Below are 15419 nucleotides of genomic sequence, written 5' to 3'. Positions count from 1 at the left end.
ATGACCGTCGCAGAAGAATTCAATACAGTCACCGCCACGGCGGAGAATCCCGACGATGCGGCCATGCGCAAGATCGTCTGGTCCAGTGTGATCGGCACCGCCGTCGAGTGGTATGACTTCCTGATCTATGGCGCGGCAACCGCGCTGGTGTTCAACAAGGTGTTCTTCGCTGCCGGCGATCCGGCACTCGCAACTATCGCAGCCTTCGGTACCTATGCGGTCGGCTTCCTCGCGCGTCCGCTCGGCGCGGCGATCTTCGGTCACTATGGCGATCGCGTCGGCCGCAAGGCGATGCTGGCGATTACAATCATGGTGATGGGCCTCGGCACATTCGCGATCGGTCTGCTGCCGACCTATGCACAAATTGGAATCGCCGCACCGATTCTGCTCATCGCTCTGCGCTTCCTGCAGGGCATCGGCCTTGGCGGCGAATGGGGTGGCGCGGTTCTGATGGTGGTCGAGAATTGTCCCACGCATAAACGCGGCTTCCTGGGCAGCATGGTGCAGGTCGGCAATCCCGTCGGCAATCTCGCGGCCATCGGCATGTTCGCGCTGGTCTCGCAACTGCCCGAAGAAGACTTCATGAGCTATGGCTGGCGCATTCCGTTCCTGATCTCGATCCTGCTGGTCGGCGTCGGCCTCTGGATCCGCATGAGCATGGAAGAGACTCCGGCCTTCCGCGCGCTCAAGGCGAAGAATGAAGTCGCCAAGATGCCGATCGTGGACATCTTCAAGTATCACCGCCGTCCGTTCTTCACCGCCGTCGGTCTGAAGATCTCGGAGATCGCCTATGCCAGCATCGCCGGCGTGTTCATCATGTCCTATGCGACGTCGAAACTCGGCCTGTCGCGCGGGCTGGTGCTGAACGGCGCCTTCATCGCATCCTTCGTTGCTCTGTTCTCGATCCCGTTCTTCGGCTGGCTGTCGGACAAGGTCGGGCGCAAGGCGATGTTCTATGCGAGCTGCCTCTTTTGCGCAGCTTTCGCATTCCCGATGTTCTGGCTGCTCGATACGCGTGATCCGACCATCGTGATCCTCACCATCGTCGTCGCGATCTCCTTCGGCCAGATGGTGATGTTCGGCATCGGCGCGCCCTGGTATTCGGAACTGTTCACCGCGAAGCTGCGCTATAGCGGCGCCTCGCTCGGCTTCCAGGTCGGAGCGGCTATCTCTGGCGGTCTCAGCCCGCTCATCGCGGCGTCGCTGATGACCTGGGCCGGTGCGACCTGGCCGGTGTCGGTGTTCCTGATCTTCTGCGCCTGCATCACCGCGATTGCGACGTCCTTTGCGCCGGAAATGGCGAACAAGGAACTGACCTGAACGCAGTCTTTGTCATGCCCGGCGCATGCCGGGCATCCACGTCTTTGACCGCATGAGGACGTGGATGGCCGGGACATTCAGCGAAGCCGTGCTTCGCGCTTTGCCCGGTCATGACGGAGTGATGTGTCGCCCAAGCCTCTACAAGGACGAAAGCAATGCTCGATACCGTTACTTCCGCATCCACTGCTGTGGTCCCGTCATGGACCGGCGTGGTGCGCTATCTCCACATCACGCCGCGCGCGTTCCTGCCGATGCGCGAAATGCCCGAGCTCACGCTGGTCGCCGGCAAGGGCATCGAGGGCGATCGCTACATGATCGACCGCGAGGAGGGGTTCTATTCGCACAAGCCCGAAGAGGGGCGTCAGGTGACGTTGTTCGAATACGAGACGCTGGTAGCCCTGAAGCGCGATCACAATATCGATCTCGGTCCCGAGGAGCATCGCCGCAATGTCACCGTATCCGGCGTACCGCTAACGCATCTGGTCGGTCGCCAGTTCTGGCTCGGCGAGACGCTGCTGGAATCAACACGGCTCTCGATCCCATGCCGACACATCGAGGAGATCACCGGCAAGGCGATCTTCGATCCGCTGATCAATCGCTCGGGCCTTAACTGCAGGATCCTGCAGGGTGGTACCGTGCGCGTCGGCGATGCCGTGCGGAACATGCAATGAGCGCGGTGCCGATTACTAAAGTCAGGACCATCGTCGACACGGTCGAGGACGGCGGCCGGGGCATCAAACTGTTCTCGCTGGTCGATCCCGATCACTGGGAGCTGCCGCCGTTCCGGCCGGGCGCACATATCGATCTGCGTCTGCCCGGTGGATTGGTGCGGACTTATTCGCTCTGCAACGATCCGGCCGACGACAAGCGCTATGTCGTGGCAGTGAAGCGCGAGGCCGAAGGGCGGGGCGGTTCGATCGTACTGCATGACGCGGTCAAGGTCGGCGACACCATCGGCGTGACTCTGCCGCGCGGCGGGCTCGATCTGTCTGCGGATGTGACGCGTTTCACCTTTGTCGGTGGCGGCATCGGCGTGACGCCGTTCCTGTCGGCGGCGGCCTGGCTCAAGCGCATGGGCCGTTCGAAATTCACGCTCCACATGATTGCGCGGGGCGAGCCGCCATTGGCCGATCTGCTCGCGCCGCTGCGCAAGTCCGGTCATGTGGTGATTCACGACACGTCGAGCGGGCAACGCCCGGATATCGCGGCACTGGTTGGCCGGCCGTTGTCGGATGTCGCGCTTGCCTGCTGCGGCCCCGACGGCATGATTGACGACTTCGAACAGGCGTCGCGCGACTGGCCGGCCGATCGCGTTCATATCGAGCGCTTCGTGCCGCCGCCGCTGCCGGTCGACCCCGACGCGAAGCCCTATGTGCTCGCGCTGGCGAAGTCGAAGCGGGAAATCACCGTGGCCGCAGGGCAGACCATGCTGTCAGCGCTGACAGATATCGGCATCGACGTGCCGGCATCCTGCTGCGGCGGCATCTGCGGCTCCTGCAAGGTGGACTGGCTCGAAGGACAGCCGGTGCATCGCGACCGCGTGCTGTCGCCGGCGGAGCGCGAACGCAGCCTGCTGGTCTGCGTGGCAGGTTCCGCTGGGGATCGTCTGGTTCTCGATCTCTGACGTCCGATCTGACGGCCAAACAGGCGGCAACGGCTCCCCCGTTGCCGCCTGTTTGCGTTCGCTTCCGTGCGCCATGAGGCGCGACGTTCCGGTCAGCGAACCGCTCGCTTTGGATGGCTTACAAAAATACCTTGACCGCTTAACTAATTTTTAGAAATTGCGCAATTTGCGCAAAAAGTGTTTGATGTCTGCGTAATTTGCGCATATCGGGCGGTGTGCGCAGGGGCTCCTGAGGGAAATTGCGCAGAATAATCAGTGATGCGCACGGCGCGGGAAGGAAATAGACCATGCAGATTCCAATTAAGCGGGCGATTGAGAAGGTGCCGGGCGGCATGATGACGGTGCCGCTGCTGATCGGCGCGCTGTTCGCGACCTTTGCCCCCAACACCCCGAAATTCTTCGGCTCCTTCACCGGCGCGCTGTTCTCCGGCGGCGCTCTCAGCATTCTCGCCGTGTTCTATGTGTGCATGGGCGCGAGCATCGACTTCAAGGCGACGCCTTACATCGTGAAGAAGGGCGGCGCCCTGATGATCGTGAAGGTCGGTACCGCAATTATCTTGGGCCTGATCTTCGGCCGCTTCCTCGGTGAAGCGCCGGTCACCGCCGGCATCTTCGCGGGCGTCTCGACGCTGGCGATCGTCGCCGCCATGAACGACACCAATGGCGGTCTCTACATGGCGTTGATGGGCCAGTATGGCCGTCCGCGCGACGTCGGTGCTTACAGCATCATGACGCTGGAAAGCGGTCCGTTCCTCACCATGGTGACGCTTGGCGTTGCCGGTCTGTCGTCGTTCCAGTGGCCCGCGCTCGTCGGCGCGATCCTGCCGCTGGTGGCCGGCATGATCCTTGGTAATCTCGATCGCGAGCTGCGTGACTTCCTCAGCAAGGCCGTGCCTGTGATGATCCCGTTCTTCGCCTTCGCGCTCGGCACCGGCCTGAACCTGACGCAGGTCTGGCAGGCGGGTTTGCTCGGCGTCGGCATGGGCGTGGCCGTCGTGATCGTGACCGGCATCCCGCTGTTCTTCGTTGACCGTCTCACCGGCGGCAACGGCGTTGCGGGTGTTGCTGCGGCGTCGACCGCCGGCAATGCGGCGGCCGTGCCTGCGATCGTCGCTGCGGCCAATCCGGCCTATGCGGCTGCTGCCGGTCCGGCGACCATCCTCATCGCGGCCTGCGTGGTCGTGACGGCGATCCTGACGCCGATCCTCACCTCGTGGGTAGCCGGCATCGTCGGCCGTGATGTCGAGCCGGAAGCGGAGGCGACGACGCCTGCCGCGCCAAGCGTCGCATCAGCCGCACCAGTGGCTGGGCACTAAGATGGCGGGACGCTGGCTGATCCTCGCCGATGATCTCACCGGTGCAGCGGACTGCGCCATCGCCTTCGGTCGCCGGGGCCTTGCGGCTGCCGTGACCTGGGGCGACGTCGCAAGTGCCGGGGATCGCCAGCATCCGGTTATCTCCTATGATGCAGCGAGCCGCGGCCTGACGGCCGAGGCCGCTGCGCGTCGGCACGCCGACGTGTTGCAACAGTTGATGGAGCCGGATCGGCTCCTGTTCAAGAAGATCGACTCCACGCTGCGCGGCCAGCCGGCCTCCGAGACGGCGGCTGCGCTCGCGCATCTCAAGGCGCAGTCCGGTTCGGCCTTCGGCATCTTCGCGCCAGCCTTTCCGGCGACCAACCGCACCACCATCGATGGCCGCGTCGTCGTCAATGGTCGTCCGCTTGAGGAAGCCGAGGTCTGGAAGCGCGATCACACCTACGACAATGCCGACATCGCTGATGTATTGGCATCGGCTGGTATTCGCAGCGAGAAGGTGTTGCTCGAAATCATCCGCGGTGGGCATCTCGAGACTCACCTTGCGCGTATCGCGTCCGGCGACAGCGTCGTTGCGATCTGCGATGCGGAGACCGAGCACGACCTGCATCTGATCGCCGAAGCCAGTCTGAAGATTTCACCGGCGACAGTGTTCATCGGCAGCGCGGGCCTTGCACATGCGCTGGCTGCGCTTGATGACACCAGTGCTGCCGAGAAGCTGGAAATTCCGCCCAGCATCTACGGCACGCTGATTGTCGTCGGCTCGCTCGCCGGCGCGTCGCGCTCCGCAGCGCGCAAGCTGGTCGCCAGCGGCACCGTCACTCATCTGCCTGTCACGCCCGAAGTCCTGCTCGGCGACAAGGCAGGGCAGGCGGCGCTGGCCAAGCGCGTGACCGAGGGACTGACCGCAGGCGGCGATGTCCTGGTCGAGATCGTGATGGATGATAATCCGAAAATGTCGCTCGGCCCGCAGCTCGCGCAGAATCTCGCCGATGCGCTGATGCCCGTGGCGTCCAGCATCGGCGCCTTTGCAGCAACCGGCGGCGAGACCGCGGCGGCACTCTTGTCGCGCTTCGGTGTCAACGGAATCCGTTTGGCCGACGAGATCGAGCCCGGCGTGTCGCTCGGCCTCACGCTCGGCGCATTGTCTGTGCCGATCGCCACCAAGGCCGGCGCCTTCGGCGACGAGAACAGCCTGATCAAAATTCGCGAACGTCTTCACACCGTCCGAACCCAAGGAAGCTTCACATGACCCGTCCGACCATTGCGATCACCATGGGCGATCCCGCAGGCATCGGCCCCGAAGTGATCATGAAAGCCTTCGCCCATCCGGAAATGCTCGCGATGTGCAATCCGCTGGTGATTGGCGATGCCAATCGCCTGCGCAAGGCCGGTGAGATCGTCGGCGCCAAGATCGGCGTCGACTCGCTCAGCGATGCAAAGGCTGCGAATTTTGCGTCGAAGAACGTCCAGTGCGTGGATCTGAAGATCGTTCCGGATGATTTGCCGTTCGGGCAGAACTCCCCCGTGGCCGGCGAGGCGGCCTACCGCTTCATCGAGAAGGCCGTCGAGATCGTTCAGGCCGGCATCGCCCAGGGCATCTGCACGGCGCCGCTGTCCAAGGAAGCACTGCATGCGGCCGGTCACAAATATCCTGGGCATACCGAACTGCTCGCGCATCTGACCGGCACGCCTGAAGTGTCGATGATGCTTGTGTCGCCGAAGCTGCGCGTGATTCACGTGACGACGCATATCGGCCTGATCGACGCCATCAAGAAGATCGAGCCCGGCCTGGTCGAACGCGTCATCACGCGTGGCCATGAAGTGCTGGTCAAGGCCGGCATCAAGAATCCGAAGATCGGCGTTTGCGCCATCAATCCGCATGCCGGCGAGAACGGGTTGTTCGGCTACGGCGAGGAGGCCGAGAAGATCACGCCGGCCGTCGAAGTCTGCCAGAAGAAGGGCTGGGACGTGCGCGGCCCTCTGCCGGCCGATACGCTGTTCTTCCTCGCAGGGCGCGGCGACTACGACATGGTGGTCGCGATGTATCACGATCAGGGTCATGGCCCGATCAAGGTGCTGGGTCTGGAATCCGGCGTGAACATCACGGTCGGACTTCCCGTCATCCGCACCTCGGTCGATCACGGCACCGCCTTCGACATCGCCGGCAAGGGCATCGCCGATGAGCGGAGCCTTCTGGAGGCATTGCGGCAGGCGGTGGATCTCGCACCGGGCGCCAAGGCGGCCTGACAATCTCCGTCATGCCCGGCCTTGTGCCGGGCATCCACGTCTTGTTACTTCGAAGACGTGGATGGTCGGGACGTCAAGCGAAGCTCGCTTCGCGCTGCCCGGCCATGACGAAACGCTGGTAAATACCAGCTTGATTGGCTGAGGTTCGATGTCGATGCGCAACAAGGAACGTCGCTCACGCCTGTTGGACGCGCTGAATGCCGGCGAGATCGATGTCGACGATCTCGCGCGGCGCTTCGGTGTGTCCGGGTCCACCGTGCGGCGCGACCTGCAGCATCTCTCGAAGAACAACGCGGTGCGCCGCACTTACGGTGGCGCGATTCTCACTGGCCATGTCGCCGAGACCACGCTCGACCAGCGCTTCGCGGTCCAGGGCAAGGAAAAGCAGGCCATCGCGCGGGCCGCGATCGACCTGATCGAGGACGGCGATACACTCATCCTTGATGCCGGATCGACGGTCGCGGCATTCGGCAAGCTGCTGCTGCAGCGCCGCTTGCGTATCATCACCAACAATATCGCGCTGCTGCCGTTTCTCGCCAAGGCACCAAGCATCGAACTCGTGGTGCTCGGCGGCGCGCTGCGCTCAACCAGCATGAGCACCATGGGACCTCTGGCCAGCGAGGGACTGCGCCGGCTCACGGCCGACCGCGCCATCATGAGCGCCGACGGTGTCGTGAGCGGCCGCGGGTTGTGCGAGGCCGACCTCGATCAGGTCGCCTTGAAGTCCCTGATGATGCAGCAGGCCAAGGAGGTCATCGTGCTCGCCGACGCCGGCAAGCTCGGCCGCGCCGAACAGGACGCCTGGGCGCCGTTCCCGCCGCGCTGGACGCTGGTGACGGGCGCTGGCGCATCGGCGGAGCAGCGCAAGCTGATGGAGCATGCAGGGGCGCATATCGTCGTGGCGGGGGCGTAGCGGGGCTTTATGCGTGTTCTGGCGCCAGGCGGATATGGGATCGACTTGCGGCGAAAACCGGCTAAGTAGGTGCCAGCGCGGACGTGGCGGAACTGGTAGACGCAAGGGACTTAAAATCCCTCGATGGCAACGTCGTGCGGGTTCGATTCCCGCCGTCCGCACCAGCCTTCAGGGGAACTTTAGCCTCAATCCGGCCACCGGCGGCTGCTTTACGCAACTTCAATCCTGCCCGGCTAGAAAGTCCCGATGATCGTTTGTCCTTCCCGTTCCCGCCTGCCGACGCGTGCTGTTGCGATAGTGTCGCTGTTTGTCCTAGCCGGCTATCTCGGCGGCTGCGCCAGCATGGGCGATGGCATGGTGTCGGGCGCCTTTGTCGATCCTGCGAAATATGACCTCTATGACTGTCCGCAGCTTGAGACCGAGCGCAAGACGCTTGCGACGCGGACGGCCGAATTGCAGGGGCTGATCGACAAGGCGCAGACCGGCACGGGCGGCGCGGTGGTCAGCGAACTCGCCTATCGCAACGACTACATCTCCACGCGGGCGCAGGCCAAGCTGGCGGAAGAGAACTGGCAGAAGAGCAAGTGTGTGGCGAGTGCGCCGAAAGCGCCGGCAGCGTCAGAACCCATTACGCCGCGCAAGCGCGCTGGCGCCCGCTCCTGAGCCTATCAGGATCAGAGTTTCCAGTCGTAGATCCAGTCCTGCCGCGCCTGTAGACGCTCTGCACCCAGCGCGCGCATCGTTAGATCGCGTGCCAGCGCCATGGGGCCACGCAGATGATAAATCTGGCCGGATTGCCGGGCGGCGCGCTGTATCAGGCCGACGCGCGGCTGGCGTAGCTGAGCGTAGCGCGCCAATGCGGGTGCAATCCCTGCCGCATCGTGGCCAGCCGTGCCAAGGCACTCCGCCAGCACCGCCGCATCCTCGATGGCCATGCCTGCGCCCTGCGCGGCGAAAGGCAGCATCGCATGGGCGGCATCACCCAGTAGCGCCACGGATCCCTCGTGCCACACGCCGCCATCCGGCATCGTGAACAGCGGCCAGCGCCGCCAGTTATCGACGCTCTCGATCATGGCGCGTGCATTGGCGGGCCAGCGCGACGCTGCAAAATGTTGGCGGATCTCGCTGGCGTCGCCAGCATCGCTGCCGCCCGGCTGCATCACGGCGCCGGGCATGATGGCGACCATGTTGATCCGCTCGCCCGATGACACCGGATAGACAACGAGATGGGCCTTCGGCCCCATCCAGAGCTGGACGCCATGGGGGACCAAGTCGCTTTTCAGCCGGCTCGTTTCCAGCGTCCCACGCCAGGCGATCAGGCCGGAGAAGTGCGGCTGCGTTTCGGGAAACAGTTGCCGTCGCACGAAAGACCACGCGCCATCGGCGCCGATCAAGGCCAGCGCCGACTCGCCGTTGACCGTGATGCCGGCGGGCGTGGCGCGGAGGTTGTCCACGGGACAACCGAGGCGCAGTTCGATGTCGGGATGCGCGGTGACCGCGCCAAGCAAGGCCGATTGCAGATCGGCCCGGTGCACCAGCCAGTAGGGCGCGTCATCGCTTGCGCTGCCGAGCGGCAGGCGGATCACTTCGCCGCCGCTGCGCGCGGTCATGATGCTCACACGGGCGGGCGTCGCGACATGGGGCGCAAGGCGCGATTGCAGGCCGAGGCCGATCAGTATGCGGGTCGCATTGGGCGAGAGCTGCAGCCCGGCGCCGGCTTCTTCGAGCCGCCCGGTCTTCTCAAGGATGAGGACACGAAACCCTTTAGTGGCCAGCGCCAGCGCGGCCGTCAGTCCGCCGATGCCCGCACCAGCAATGACGATGGTGCGCGGCGCCGTCACGGCCGGAAGTCAGGCAACCTTATCTTTCACCACGCATTCCGGCGGACGTGACTGGCCGGCGCCGAGATCGGCGGCAAAGCGATAGAGGGTCGAGCAATACGGGCAGATGATCTCGTTGTCGTTGCCGAGATCGAGGAAGACATGCGGATGATCGAACGGCGGATTGGCACCCACGCACATGAATTCCTGCGAGCCGATCTCGATGATCGGAACGCCGGCGTCATTGTGAAAGTGCGGAACCACGTGGTCGGACATCTTCTCTACCTTTGCTCGCAACAGCCGCGGGCGTATGAGCCGGCGCGCCATTCAGTGCGGCGCACCATACTGGTCCGGAACCATGATTCCTAGACCACGCAGGGGTCATTCATCCGTACAAATTCGACACAATTCGGGTGTCTCCGAATAGCCCTTCTTTCGTCGGGGCAGTTGTGTCCACGATGTGACGCACCATTTCTAAAGAGGTGCAAGGATAGGGTTTCCCGCCATGTGGTTCCGGCTCGACACAGCTTTGACGGGGGTAGCGGTCTGCGCGACCGCCGGCCTGCTGTTGCTGCCGCATGCCCGCGACGCCGGTGCCGTGCTCGCCGCGCAGGACGACCCCGTCGCTCTGGCCGATGCGCAACTCAGCTCTGCATTGCGGAATGATCCCGCGGTGCTCGCCCGCAATATCGAAGACGCGCTCGCGGCCAGGGATGCGGACCTCGCCAAGAGTTTTGCCGATGTTGCGGCTGCCAGAAATGTTCAACTGCCGGACGACCTCGCCAGGCGTGTGACGGATGCGGTTGCGGACGAGAATTCGGCGTCTCATTTCGCCAGCCGCTTTGCGACTGGCTTTGTCACCGGCACTGCCGATGATGTCGGCAGCCTGTCGGGTACCGTCGCCGGCGATCTGTTCGTATTCGGCGATATCCGCGACGTCGTGCGCGAAGGCAAGCACATGGCGATGGGTGAGGACACCGATCACCTCATTCTCGGCCTTGCTGCTGCAGGTCTCGCTGTGACCGCCGCGACCTATGTCAGCGTCGGCGGCGTCGCGCCGGTGCGCGCGGGCCTCACACTGGTGAAGGATGCACGCAAGGTCGGGCGGATCGGCGAGGGACTCACCACCTGGGCGGCGCGCTCGGCGCGCGGCGTGGTGGACGGGCCCATGCTGCGCGCCGCGGTGGCCGATGCGTCGATCCTGCGGCCGGGGCAGACCATCACCGCAGTGAAGGCGGCGTTCCGCACCGAGAAGGCCGGCGGCATCGTGCGTCTTGCCGGGGATGTCGGTCGTGTCGGCGAGAAGGCCGGCACGCGCGGCGCGCTCGATACGCTGCGTATCGCCCAGAGCCCGAAAGACGTCACGCGCGCAGCGCGGCTGGCGACGGCCAAGGGCGGCCAGACACGCGCGATCATGAAGATGTTCGGCCGCGGCGCGCTGCTGGCGGCTGGCGCGTTCAATCTTTCGATGTGGGTGTTCTGGGCATTGTTCGCGCTGCTTGGATTTGTCGTGTCGATCAAGGCAACCACCGAGCGCATCACCTGGTCGTGGCTGCAGCGCTCCAAGGCGAGGCGCGCGCGCCGCGACCTGGCGGTACGACAGGACGCTCTGTTGCAGGACATCTCACGCAAGGACGCATTACTCAGGGACATGGCTCTCCGCCATCCCGCGCCGGCTCACTCACTGGCGCCGGTGCTCGTCCACGGGTAAACTGCGCGCTTCCCATCACCATTCATTCTCTCAATCACCCCATCTCTCAATCGTAACGGAATTCTGGATGCCGAGCTTTCACAACGGCGCTGTCGAAATTGCTTATCTCGATGAAGGCGAGGGCGATCCGATCGTTCTCGTGCATGGCTTTGCATCGAGCAAGAACGTCAACTGGGTCTATCCGACCTGGGTGTCGGAATTGAAGAAGCACAATCGCCGCGTCATTGCGCTCGACAATCGCGGCCATGGCGATTCCAGCAAGCTCTACGATTCCGAACAATACAGCATCGGCGCGATGGCCGCCGACGTGCGCGCGCTGCTCGCGCATCTCGGCATCGTGCGCACCGATATGATGGGTTATTCGATGGGCGCGCGCATCACCGCCTATATCGCCTATAGCCATCCCGAATTGATCCGCAGCGCGATCTTCGGCGGTCTCGGCATCGGCCTCATCAAGGGCGGCGGTCCAGGCGAGAATGTCGCCCTTGCGCTGGAGGCGGACTCGCTCGACGACGTCACCGACCCCGTCGGCCGCACGTTCCGCGCTTTCGCCGATCAGACCCGTTCGGATCGCCGCGCGCTCGCAGCCTGTCTACGCGGTTCGCGCCGGCTGATGACGAATGAGGAAGCCGCCGCCATCAAGGTGCCGCTGCTGATCGCGGTGGGAACGACGGACGAGATCAGCGGCTCCGCGCAGGAGTTGCAGAAGGTCATCGCCGGCTCTGAAGTGCTGGATATCCCCAACCGCGATCACATGCGGGCGGTTGGCGATCGCGTCTACAAGGAAGGCGTGCTGGATTTCCTGTCCCGCCGCCCGTGACGACAATTGGCGAGGGCGCACCTTGTTTTGATCACACGAGCGCCCACTTCTGATGCACGCCCGGTTTGTGGGCGGGGTGGGTTCGTCCCGAGAATCTCTGCGCTTTCAACGTGTTAGCGGGATATTTCCGGGTAAGCCACCGTTCACGATGGCAGGAGCCGTGTCACGACAGCGACGCGTCTTGTGCTATAACCGATGCACTATTCAGGAAATTGCGAGTCCGCCATGGCCGTGCAGAGCATCAATCCGCAGAACTCAAAACTCGCAACGCTGGATCCGATCTGGGATCGCATCCGTTCCGAGGCGGAAGACATCGTCCATCGCGAGCCTGAACTCGCATCCTTCATCTATTCGACCGTGCTGCATCACAACCGTCTGGAAGATTCGGTGGTGCACCGCGTTGCCGAACGTCTCGATCATGCGGCGCTGTCCGGCGACCTGATCCGCCAGACCTTCGACGAAGCGCTGCGCGACGAGCCGGATCTTGGCAATGCGTTCCGCGCCGACCTCGTCGCCGTGTTCGACCGCGATCCTGCCACCACGCGCTTCATCGATCCGCTGCTATACTTCAAGGGCTTTCATGCCATCCAGGCGCATCGTCTTGCGCATTGGCTCCACAAAAAGGGCCGCAAGGACTTTGCGTGGTATCTGCAGAGCCGCTCGTCGGCCGCCTTCCAGACCGACATCAATCCTGCCGCCAAGATCGGCCGCGGAATCTTTCTCGATCACGCGACCGGCTTTGTCGTTGGCGAGACCGCTGTGATCGAAGACGACGTGTCGATCCTGCACGGCGTGACGCTCGGCGGCACCGGCAAGGAAAACGAGGACCGCCATCCGAAGATTCGCCACGGCGTGCTGATCGGCGCCGGCGCCAAGATTCTCGGCAATATCGAGGTCGGCCATTGCGCGCGCATTGCCGCGGGTTCCGTTGTCGTCAAGCCTGTGCCGCACAACGTCACCGTGGCCGGCGTGCCGGCGAAGATCGTCGGCGAAGCCGGCTGTTCGGAGCCGTCGCGCACCATGAACCAGATGCTGAACGCGATCGGGCTCTGATTTTCAGGGGCTGAGACTTCTGGGCTTGCGATTTGCAAGCGCTGATATTGCACGCGTTTTCGTTCACTTGTGGGATGGCGTGATTTTTCGAGAAACGGCCTAGCCGTGGCCGTGATCTCGCATTAAAGCTTCTCTCCATCAGCTCAACAGACATCAACTGCATTGGAGACACCTGTGGACGTTCAGGAAGTCAGAAAGCTCGACGCCTATCTCAAGCGCGTGTTCGGCAACCAGAAGCTCCGCGTGGTGCCGCGCCCGAAGAAGGACGACTCCGCCGAAGTCTATATCGGCGAAGAATTCATCGGCGTGCTGTTCGTCGATGACGAAGACGATGATCGCTCGTTCCAGTTCCAGATGGCGATCCTGGAAGAAGACCTCGTCGATAACGGCTGAGCAGGCACCTTGCCCCGCTTGGCGGCGGCGAGATCAGCGCAAGCGCGGGCCTTCGCGCTTGGGCACCACACGCTAGGCCGCGTTGTCCGGCGCGACCAGGCCGGCGGCGGTGGCAAGCCAGACCAGGTGCGCGTCGGTGCGCGCGCCGATCTTCGATTTGATCTGGTAGTGATAATTCTGCACGGTCTTGGTGCTCAGATTGAGCGACGTCGCGATCTGCTCCGTGGTCCAGCCTGACGCCACCAGCCGCAGGATTTCCGTTTCGCGCGGCCCGAGATCTTCCACCAGCGACCGTTCGTTGCCGAGCCGCTCGCTGGCGATTTCGCGCGCGATGTCTTCGCTCAATGCGCGTCCGCCGCGGGCGACGGTGGCGATGGCGCGCACCAGTTCGTGCGGCGGGCTGCTCTTTGTGATGTAACCGCAGGCGCCAGCCTCGAACGCTTTCAGCGCGAATGCGGCGCTCGCATGCATGGTGAACACCAGCAGGCGCGCGGTGCGATCCCATTGCCGGATATGCCGGATCGCTTCCAGCCCGCCGGGGCCGGGCAGCGACAGATCCATGACCACCACGTCCGGGCGCTCTGCCTGATAGGCGCGATAGGCCGCAGCGGCATCCTCGGCCTCGGCGCTGACGCGAAAACCGGCCTGCCGCTCCAGTAGCCGGCGATAGCCTTCGCGCACCACCGGATGGTCGTCGACCAGCAGGATGCTGACGGCGGTCATGCCGCGGCTTGTCGTGGCTGCAGCGGAATCACCGCGGCCACGCGGATACCGTGTGCCGCCGGGGCGATCGACAGGCTGCCGCCAAGCGCTGCGATGCGTTCGCGGATGCCGAGAATGCCGTGACCGGAGGCGGTGTGGGCCTGCGTGGCGTCGCCGCCGCCGTCATCCTCGACACTGACGGCGATGGCGTCGCGGGCCTCTTCCCCATGGCTGACGCGGAGATGAACGTGCTGCGGCCGGCCGTGGCGTGCGGCGTTGGTGAGGCACTCCTGCGCGATGCGGTAGATGTTGACGGCGGCTTCTGCGGGGACGGCGGTGAGATCGCCGGTTACGTCGAGGTGAAACACGGCGCGCCGCGTTGTGCTCGCATTCCACTGCGCCACCAGTTGCACAAGGCTGGCCTGCAATCCCAGTTCCTCGAGATCCTGCGAGCGCAGCCGCGCCAGCGCGCTGCGCAGCGTCGTCATCATCTGGCCGGTGATGCGGGCGACGGCGCGGGCATCGTCGGCCAGATCGGGACGGGACGGCGTGGCGCCGGCCTCAATGGCTGCGGCGAGCGCCGCGGTGGCGGTGAGGCACTGGCCGAACTCGTCGTGCAGATCGCGCGCCAGTGCGCGGCGTTCTTCTTCCTGTACCTGAAACAGTCGCTTGGTCAGTGCGACGCGTTCGGCAGTGGTGGCCGCGAGACGGCCGGCGAGATCGTTGACGGCGCGGGCGATATGGCTGAATTCGGTGGCGCCGAAAGCGGGCAGGCGATGGCCATGGTCACCATGTTCGAGGCGGCGCAGGCCGCGTACGATGCTCCGGGCCGGCATCAGCGCATGACCGATCAGGAGGATCGCGAGCAGACTGATGCCCAGCGCCATCGCCGCGGCGATGCTGACCATCACGGTCACCTGCCGCCATGCCTGACGCACGGCGGTGGCGGGGTCGACACGGGCTTGCACGGTGCCGGCATCGCGCTGCCGTACGGTAAGCGGCCGCGTCTCCGTGGCATGTGGCCCGAACAGCGCGCCGTAGAGACTGACGAACCATGATGGCGCCGGGCTGCCGATGTCTTCGGTCTGGCTGCACAGGTCGAACGGCGGCGCGCTGCCGAGCCGGAAGTCAATGCACACGCCTGGCGCGATCACCTTCATGGTGGCAATGGATTTCCAGTCCGGCAGCGGCAGCAGTGCATCGCGGTAAGTGCCGTCGCGCCACAGCAATTCGCGCCAGTACAGGTTCTGCAGGGTTGTCGCGACGCGGTCGGCGGAGGCGGCGGTGTCGGCCTCGATGGTGCGGTGCGCATCGACCAGAATCCATCCGATCGTACAGGCCAGACAGAGCAGCACCACGGCGACGAGACGAAGAACGAGATGTATCAGCAGGCGCATGATCGCATTCCCCGCGGTGAGACATTGATATTAAAGCGGCACGCGCCGTGGTCTGGCAAGCGGTTCTGCATCGTTTGGGCAATTTGCCCAGTATGTCGCG

The 15419-nt window shown here is 64.2% G+C and carries 16 protein-coding genes and 1 tRNA gene; 13 read left to right on the top strand and 4 right to left on the bottom strand.

Annotation, left to right across the window (positions count from 1 at the left end):
• Positions 1 to 63 precede the first annotated feature (63 nt).
• The 9 genes from AB8A50_RS10920 to AB8A50_RS10880 all read left to right on the top strand — a co-directional run bounded on the left by AB8A50_RS10920 (position 64) and on the right by AB8A50_RS10880 (position 8086).
• Positions 64 to 1320, top strand: coding sequence for an MFS transporter (locus AB8A50_RS10920; protein WP_374725737.1), 1257 nt, complete (start codon positions 64 to 66; stop codon positions 1318 to 1320).
• Positions 1321 to 1475: 155 nt separating this feature from the next.
• Positions 1476 to 1991 (top strand): MOSC domain-containing protein, encoded by a 516-nt coding sequence (locus AB8A50_RS10915; RefSeq protein ID WP_439077652.1) that lies wholly within the window; start codon positions 1476 to 1478, stop codon positions 1989 to 1991.
• The gene (locus tag AB8A50_RS10910; protein WP_439077651.1) at positions 1988 to 2944 is read left to right on the top strand and encodes a PDR/VanB family oxidoreductase; all 957 of its coding nucleotides are present in this window, start codon (positions 1988 to 1990) and stop codon (positions 2942 to 2944) included. The genes AB8A50_RS10915 and AB8A50_RS10910 overlap by 4 nt, the downstream gene beginning before the upstream one ends.
• Positions 2945 to 3231: 287 nt before the next feature.
• Positions 3232 to 4260 carry a 2-keto-3-deoxygluconate permease gene (locus AB8A50_RS10905; RefSeq protein WP_309948694.1) on the top strand — a complete coding sequence of 343 codons (1029 nt, stop codon included), beginning with the start codon at positions 3232 to 3234 and terminating at the stop codon, positions 4258 to 4260.
• Between the two features lies 1 nt (position 4261).
• Positions 4262 to 5512: a four-carbon acid sugar kinase family protein gene (locus AB8A50_RS10900; RefSeq protein ID WP_439077650.1), complete on the top strand. Its 1251-nt coding sequence runs from the start codon at positions 4262 to 4264 to the stop codon at positions 5510 to 5512.
• Positions 5509 to 6510, top strand: coding sequence for a 4-hydroxythreonine-4-phosphate dehydrogenase PdxA (gene pdxA / locus AB8A50_RS10895; protein WP_439077649.1), 1002 nt, complete (start codon positions 5509 to 5511; stop codon positions 6508 to 6510). Before AB8A50_RS10900 ends, pdxA begins: the two co-directional genes overlap by 4 nt.
• Positions 6511 to 6658: 148 nt before the next feature.
• Positions 6659 to 7423 carry a DeoR/GlpR family DNA-binding transcription regulator gene (locus AB8A50_RS10890; RefSeq protein WP_089264928.1) on the top strand — a complete coding sequence of 255 codons (765 nt, stop codon included), beginning with the start codon at positions 6659 to 6661 and terminating at the stop codon, positions 7421 to 7423.
• 77 nt (positions 7424 to 7500) lie between these two features.
• A tRNA-Leu gene (locus AB8A50_RS10885) sits at positions 7501 to 7587 on the top strand.
• Between the two features lie 82 nt (positions 7588 to 7669).
• Positions 7670 to 8086, top strand: a complete 417-nt coding sequence (locus tag AB8A50_RS10880; protein WP_439077648.1) for a twin-arginine translocation pathway signal — start codon at positions 7670 to 7672, stop codon at positions 8084 to 8086.
• An 11-nt stretch (positions 8087 to 8097) separates the two neighbouring features.
• Here the strand turns inward: AB8A50_RS10880 and AB8A50_RS10875 are convergent, their stop codons facing one another.
• Together AB8A50_RS10875 and AB8A50_RS10870 are read right to left on the bottom strand one after the other, a co-directional pair.
• Positions 8098 to 9264, bottom strand: coding sequence for an FAD-dependent monooxygenase (locus AB8A50_RS10875; protein WP_439077647.1), 1167 nt, complete (start codon positions 9262 to 9264; stop codon positions 8098 to 8100).
• A 9-nt stretch (positions 9265 to 9273) separates the two neighbouring features.
• Positions 9274 to 9519, bottom strand: coding sequence for a zinc-finger domain-containing protein (locus tag AB8A50_RS10870; protein ID WP_089265655.1), 246 nt, complete (start codon positions 9517 to 9519; stop codon positions 9274 to 9276).
• Between the two features lie 229 nt (positions 9520 to 9748).
• Here AB8A50_RS10870 and AB8A50_RS10865 point away from each other — a divergent pair, with 229 nt between their 5' ends.
• The 4 genes from AB8A50_RS10865 (at position 9749) to AB8A50_RS10850 (ending at position 13220) form a co-directional block, all read left to right on the top strand.
• Positions 9749 to 10954 (top strand): hypothetical protein, encoded by a 1206-nt coding sequence (locus AB8A50_RS10865; protein WP_439077646.1) that lies wholly within the window; start codon positions 9749 to 9751, stop codon positions 10952 to 10954.
• 67 nt (positions 10955 to 11021) lie between these two features.
• Positions 11022 to 11774, top strand: a complete 753-nt coding sequence (locus tag AB8A50_RS10860) for an alpha/beta fold hydrolase (RefSeq protein WP_089264925.1) — start codon at positions 11022 to 11024, stop codon at positions 11772 to 11774.
• A gap of 225 nt (positions 11775 to 11999) precedes the next feature.
• The gene (cysE, locus tag AB8A50_RS10855; RefSeq protein ID WP_068736178.1) at positions 12000 to 12827 is read left to right on the top strand and encodes a serine O-acetyltransferase; all 828 of its coding nucleotides are present in this window, start codon (positions 12000 to 12002) and stop codon (positions 12825 to 12827) included.
• Between the two features lie 174 nt (positions 12828 to 13001).
• A complete protein-coding gene (locus AB8A50_RS10850) occupies positions 13002 to 13220 on the top strand; it encodes a DUF3126 family protein (RefSeq protein WP_068736180.1) in 219 nt (72 codons plus the stop codon).
• Between the two features lie 72 nt (positions 13221 to 13292).
• Here AB8A50_RS10850 and AB8A50_RS10845 read toward each other — a convergent pair whose 3' ends face one another.
• Both AB8A50_RS10845 and AB8A50_RS10840 read right to left on the bottom strand, forming a co-directional pair.
• The gene (locus AB8A50_RS10845) at positions 13293 to 13943 is read right to left on the bottom strand and encodes a response regulator (RefSeq protein WP_439077645.1); all 651 of its coding nucleotides are present in this window, start codon (positions 13941 to 13943) and stop codon (positions 13293 to 13295) included.
• Positions 13940 to 15319, bottom strand: coding sequence for a histidine kinase (locus tag AB8A50_RS10840; RefSeq protein ID WP_439077644.1), 1380 nt, complete (start codon positions 15317 to 15319; stop codon positions 13940 to 13942). Before AB8A50_RS10840 ends, AB8A50_RS10845 begins: the two co-directional genes overlap by 4 nt.
• Positions 15320 to 15419 lie beyond the last annotated feature (100 nt).

The organism is Tardiphaga sp. 841_E9_N1_2, assembly GCF_051811065.1.
In the GTDB taxonomy this organism is placed as follows: domain Bacteria; phylum Pseudomonadota; class Alphaproteobacteria; order Rhizobiales; family Xanthobacteraceae; genus Tardiphaga; species Tardiphaga robiniae.
This window is presented reverse-complemented; position numbering and strand designations above follow the sequence as displayed.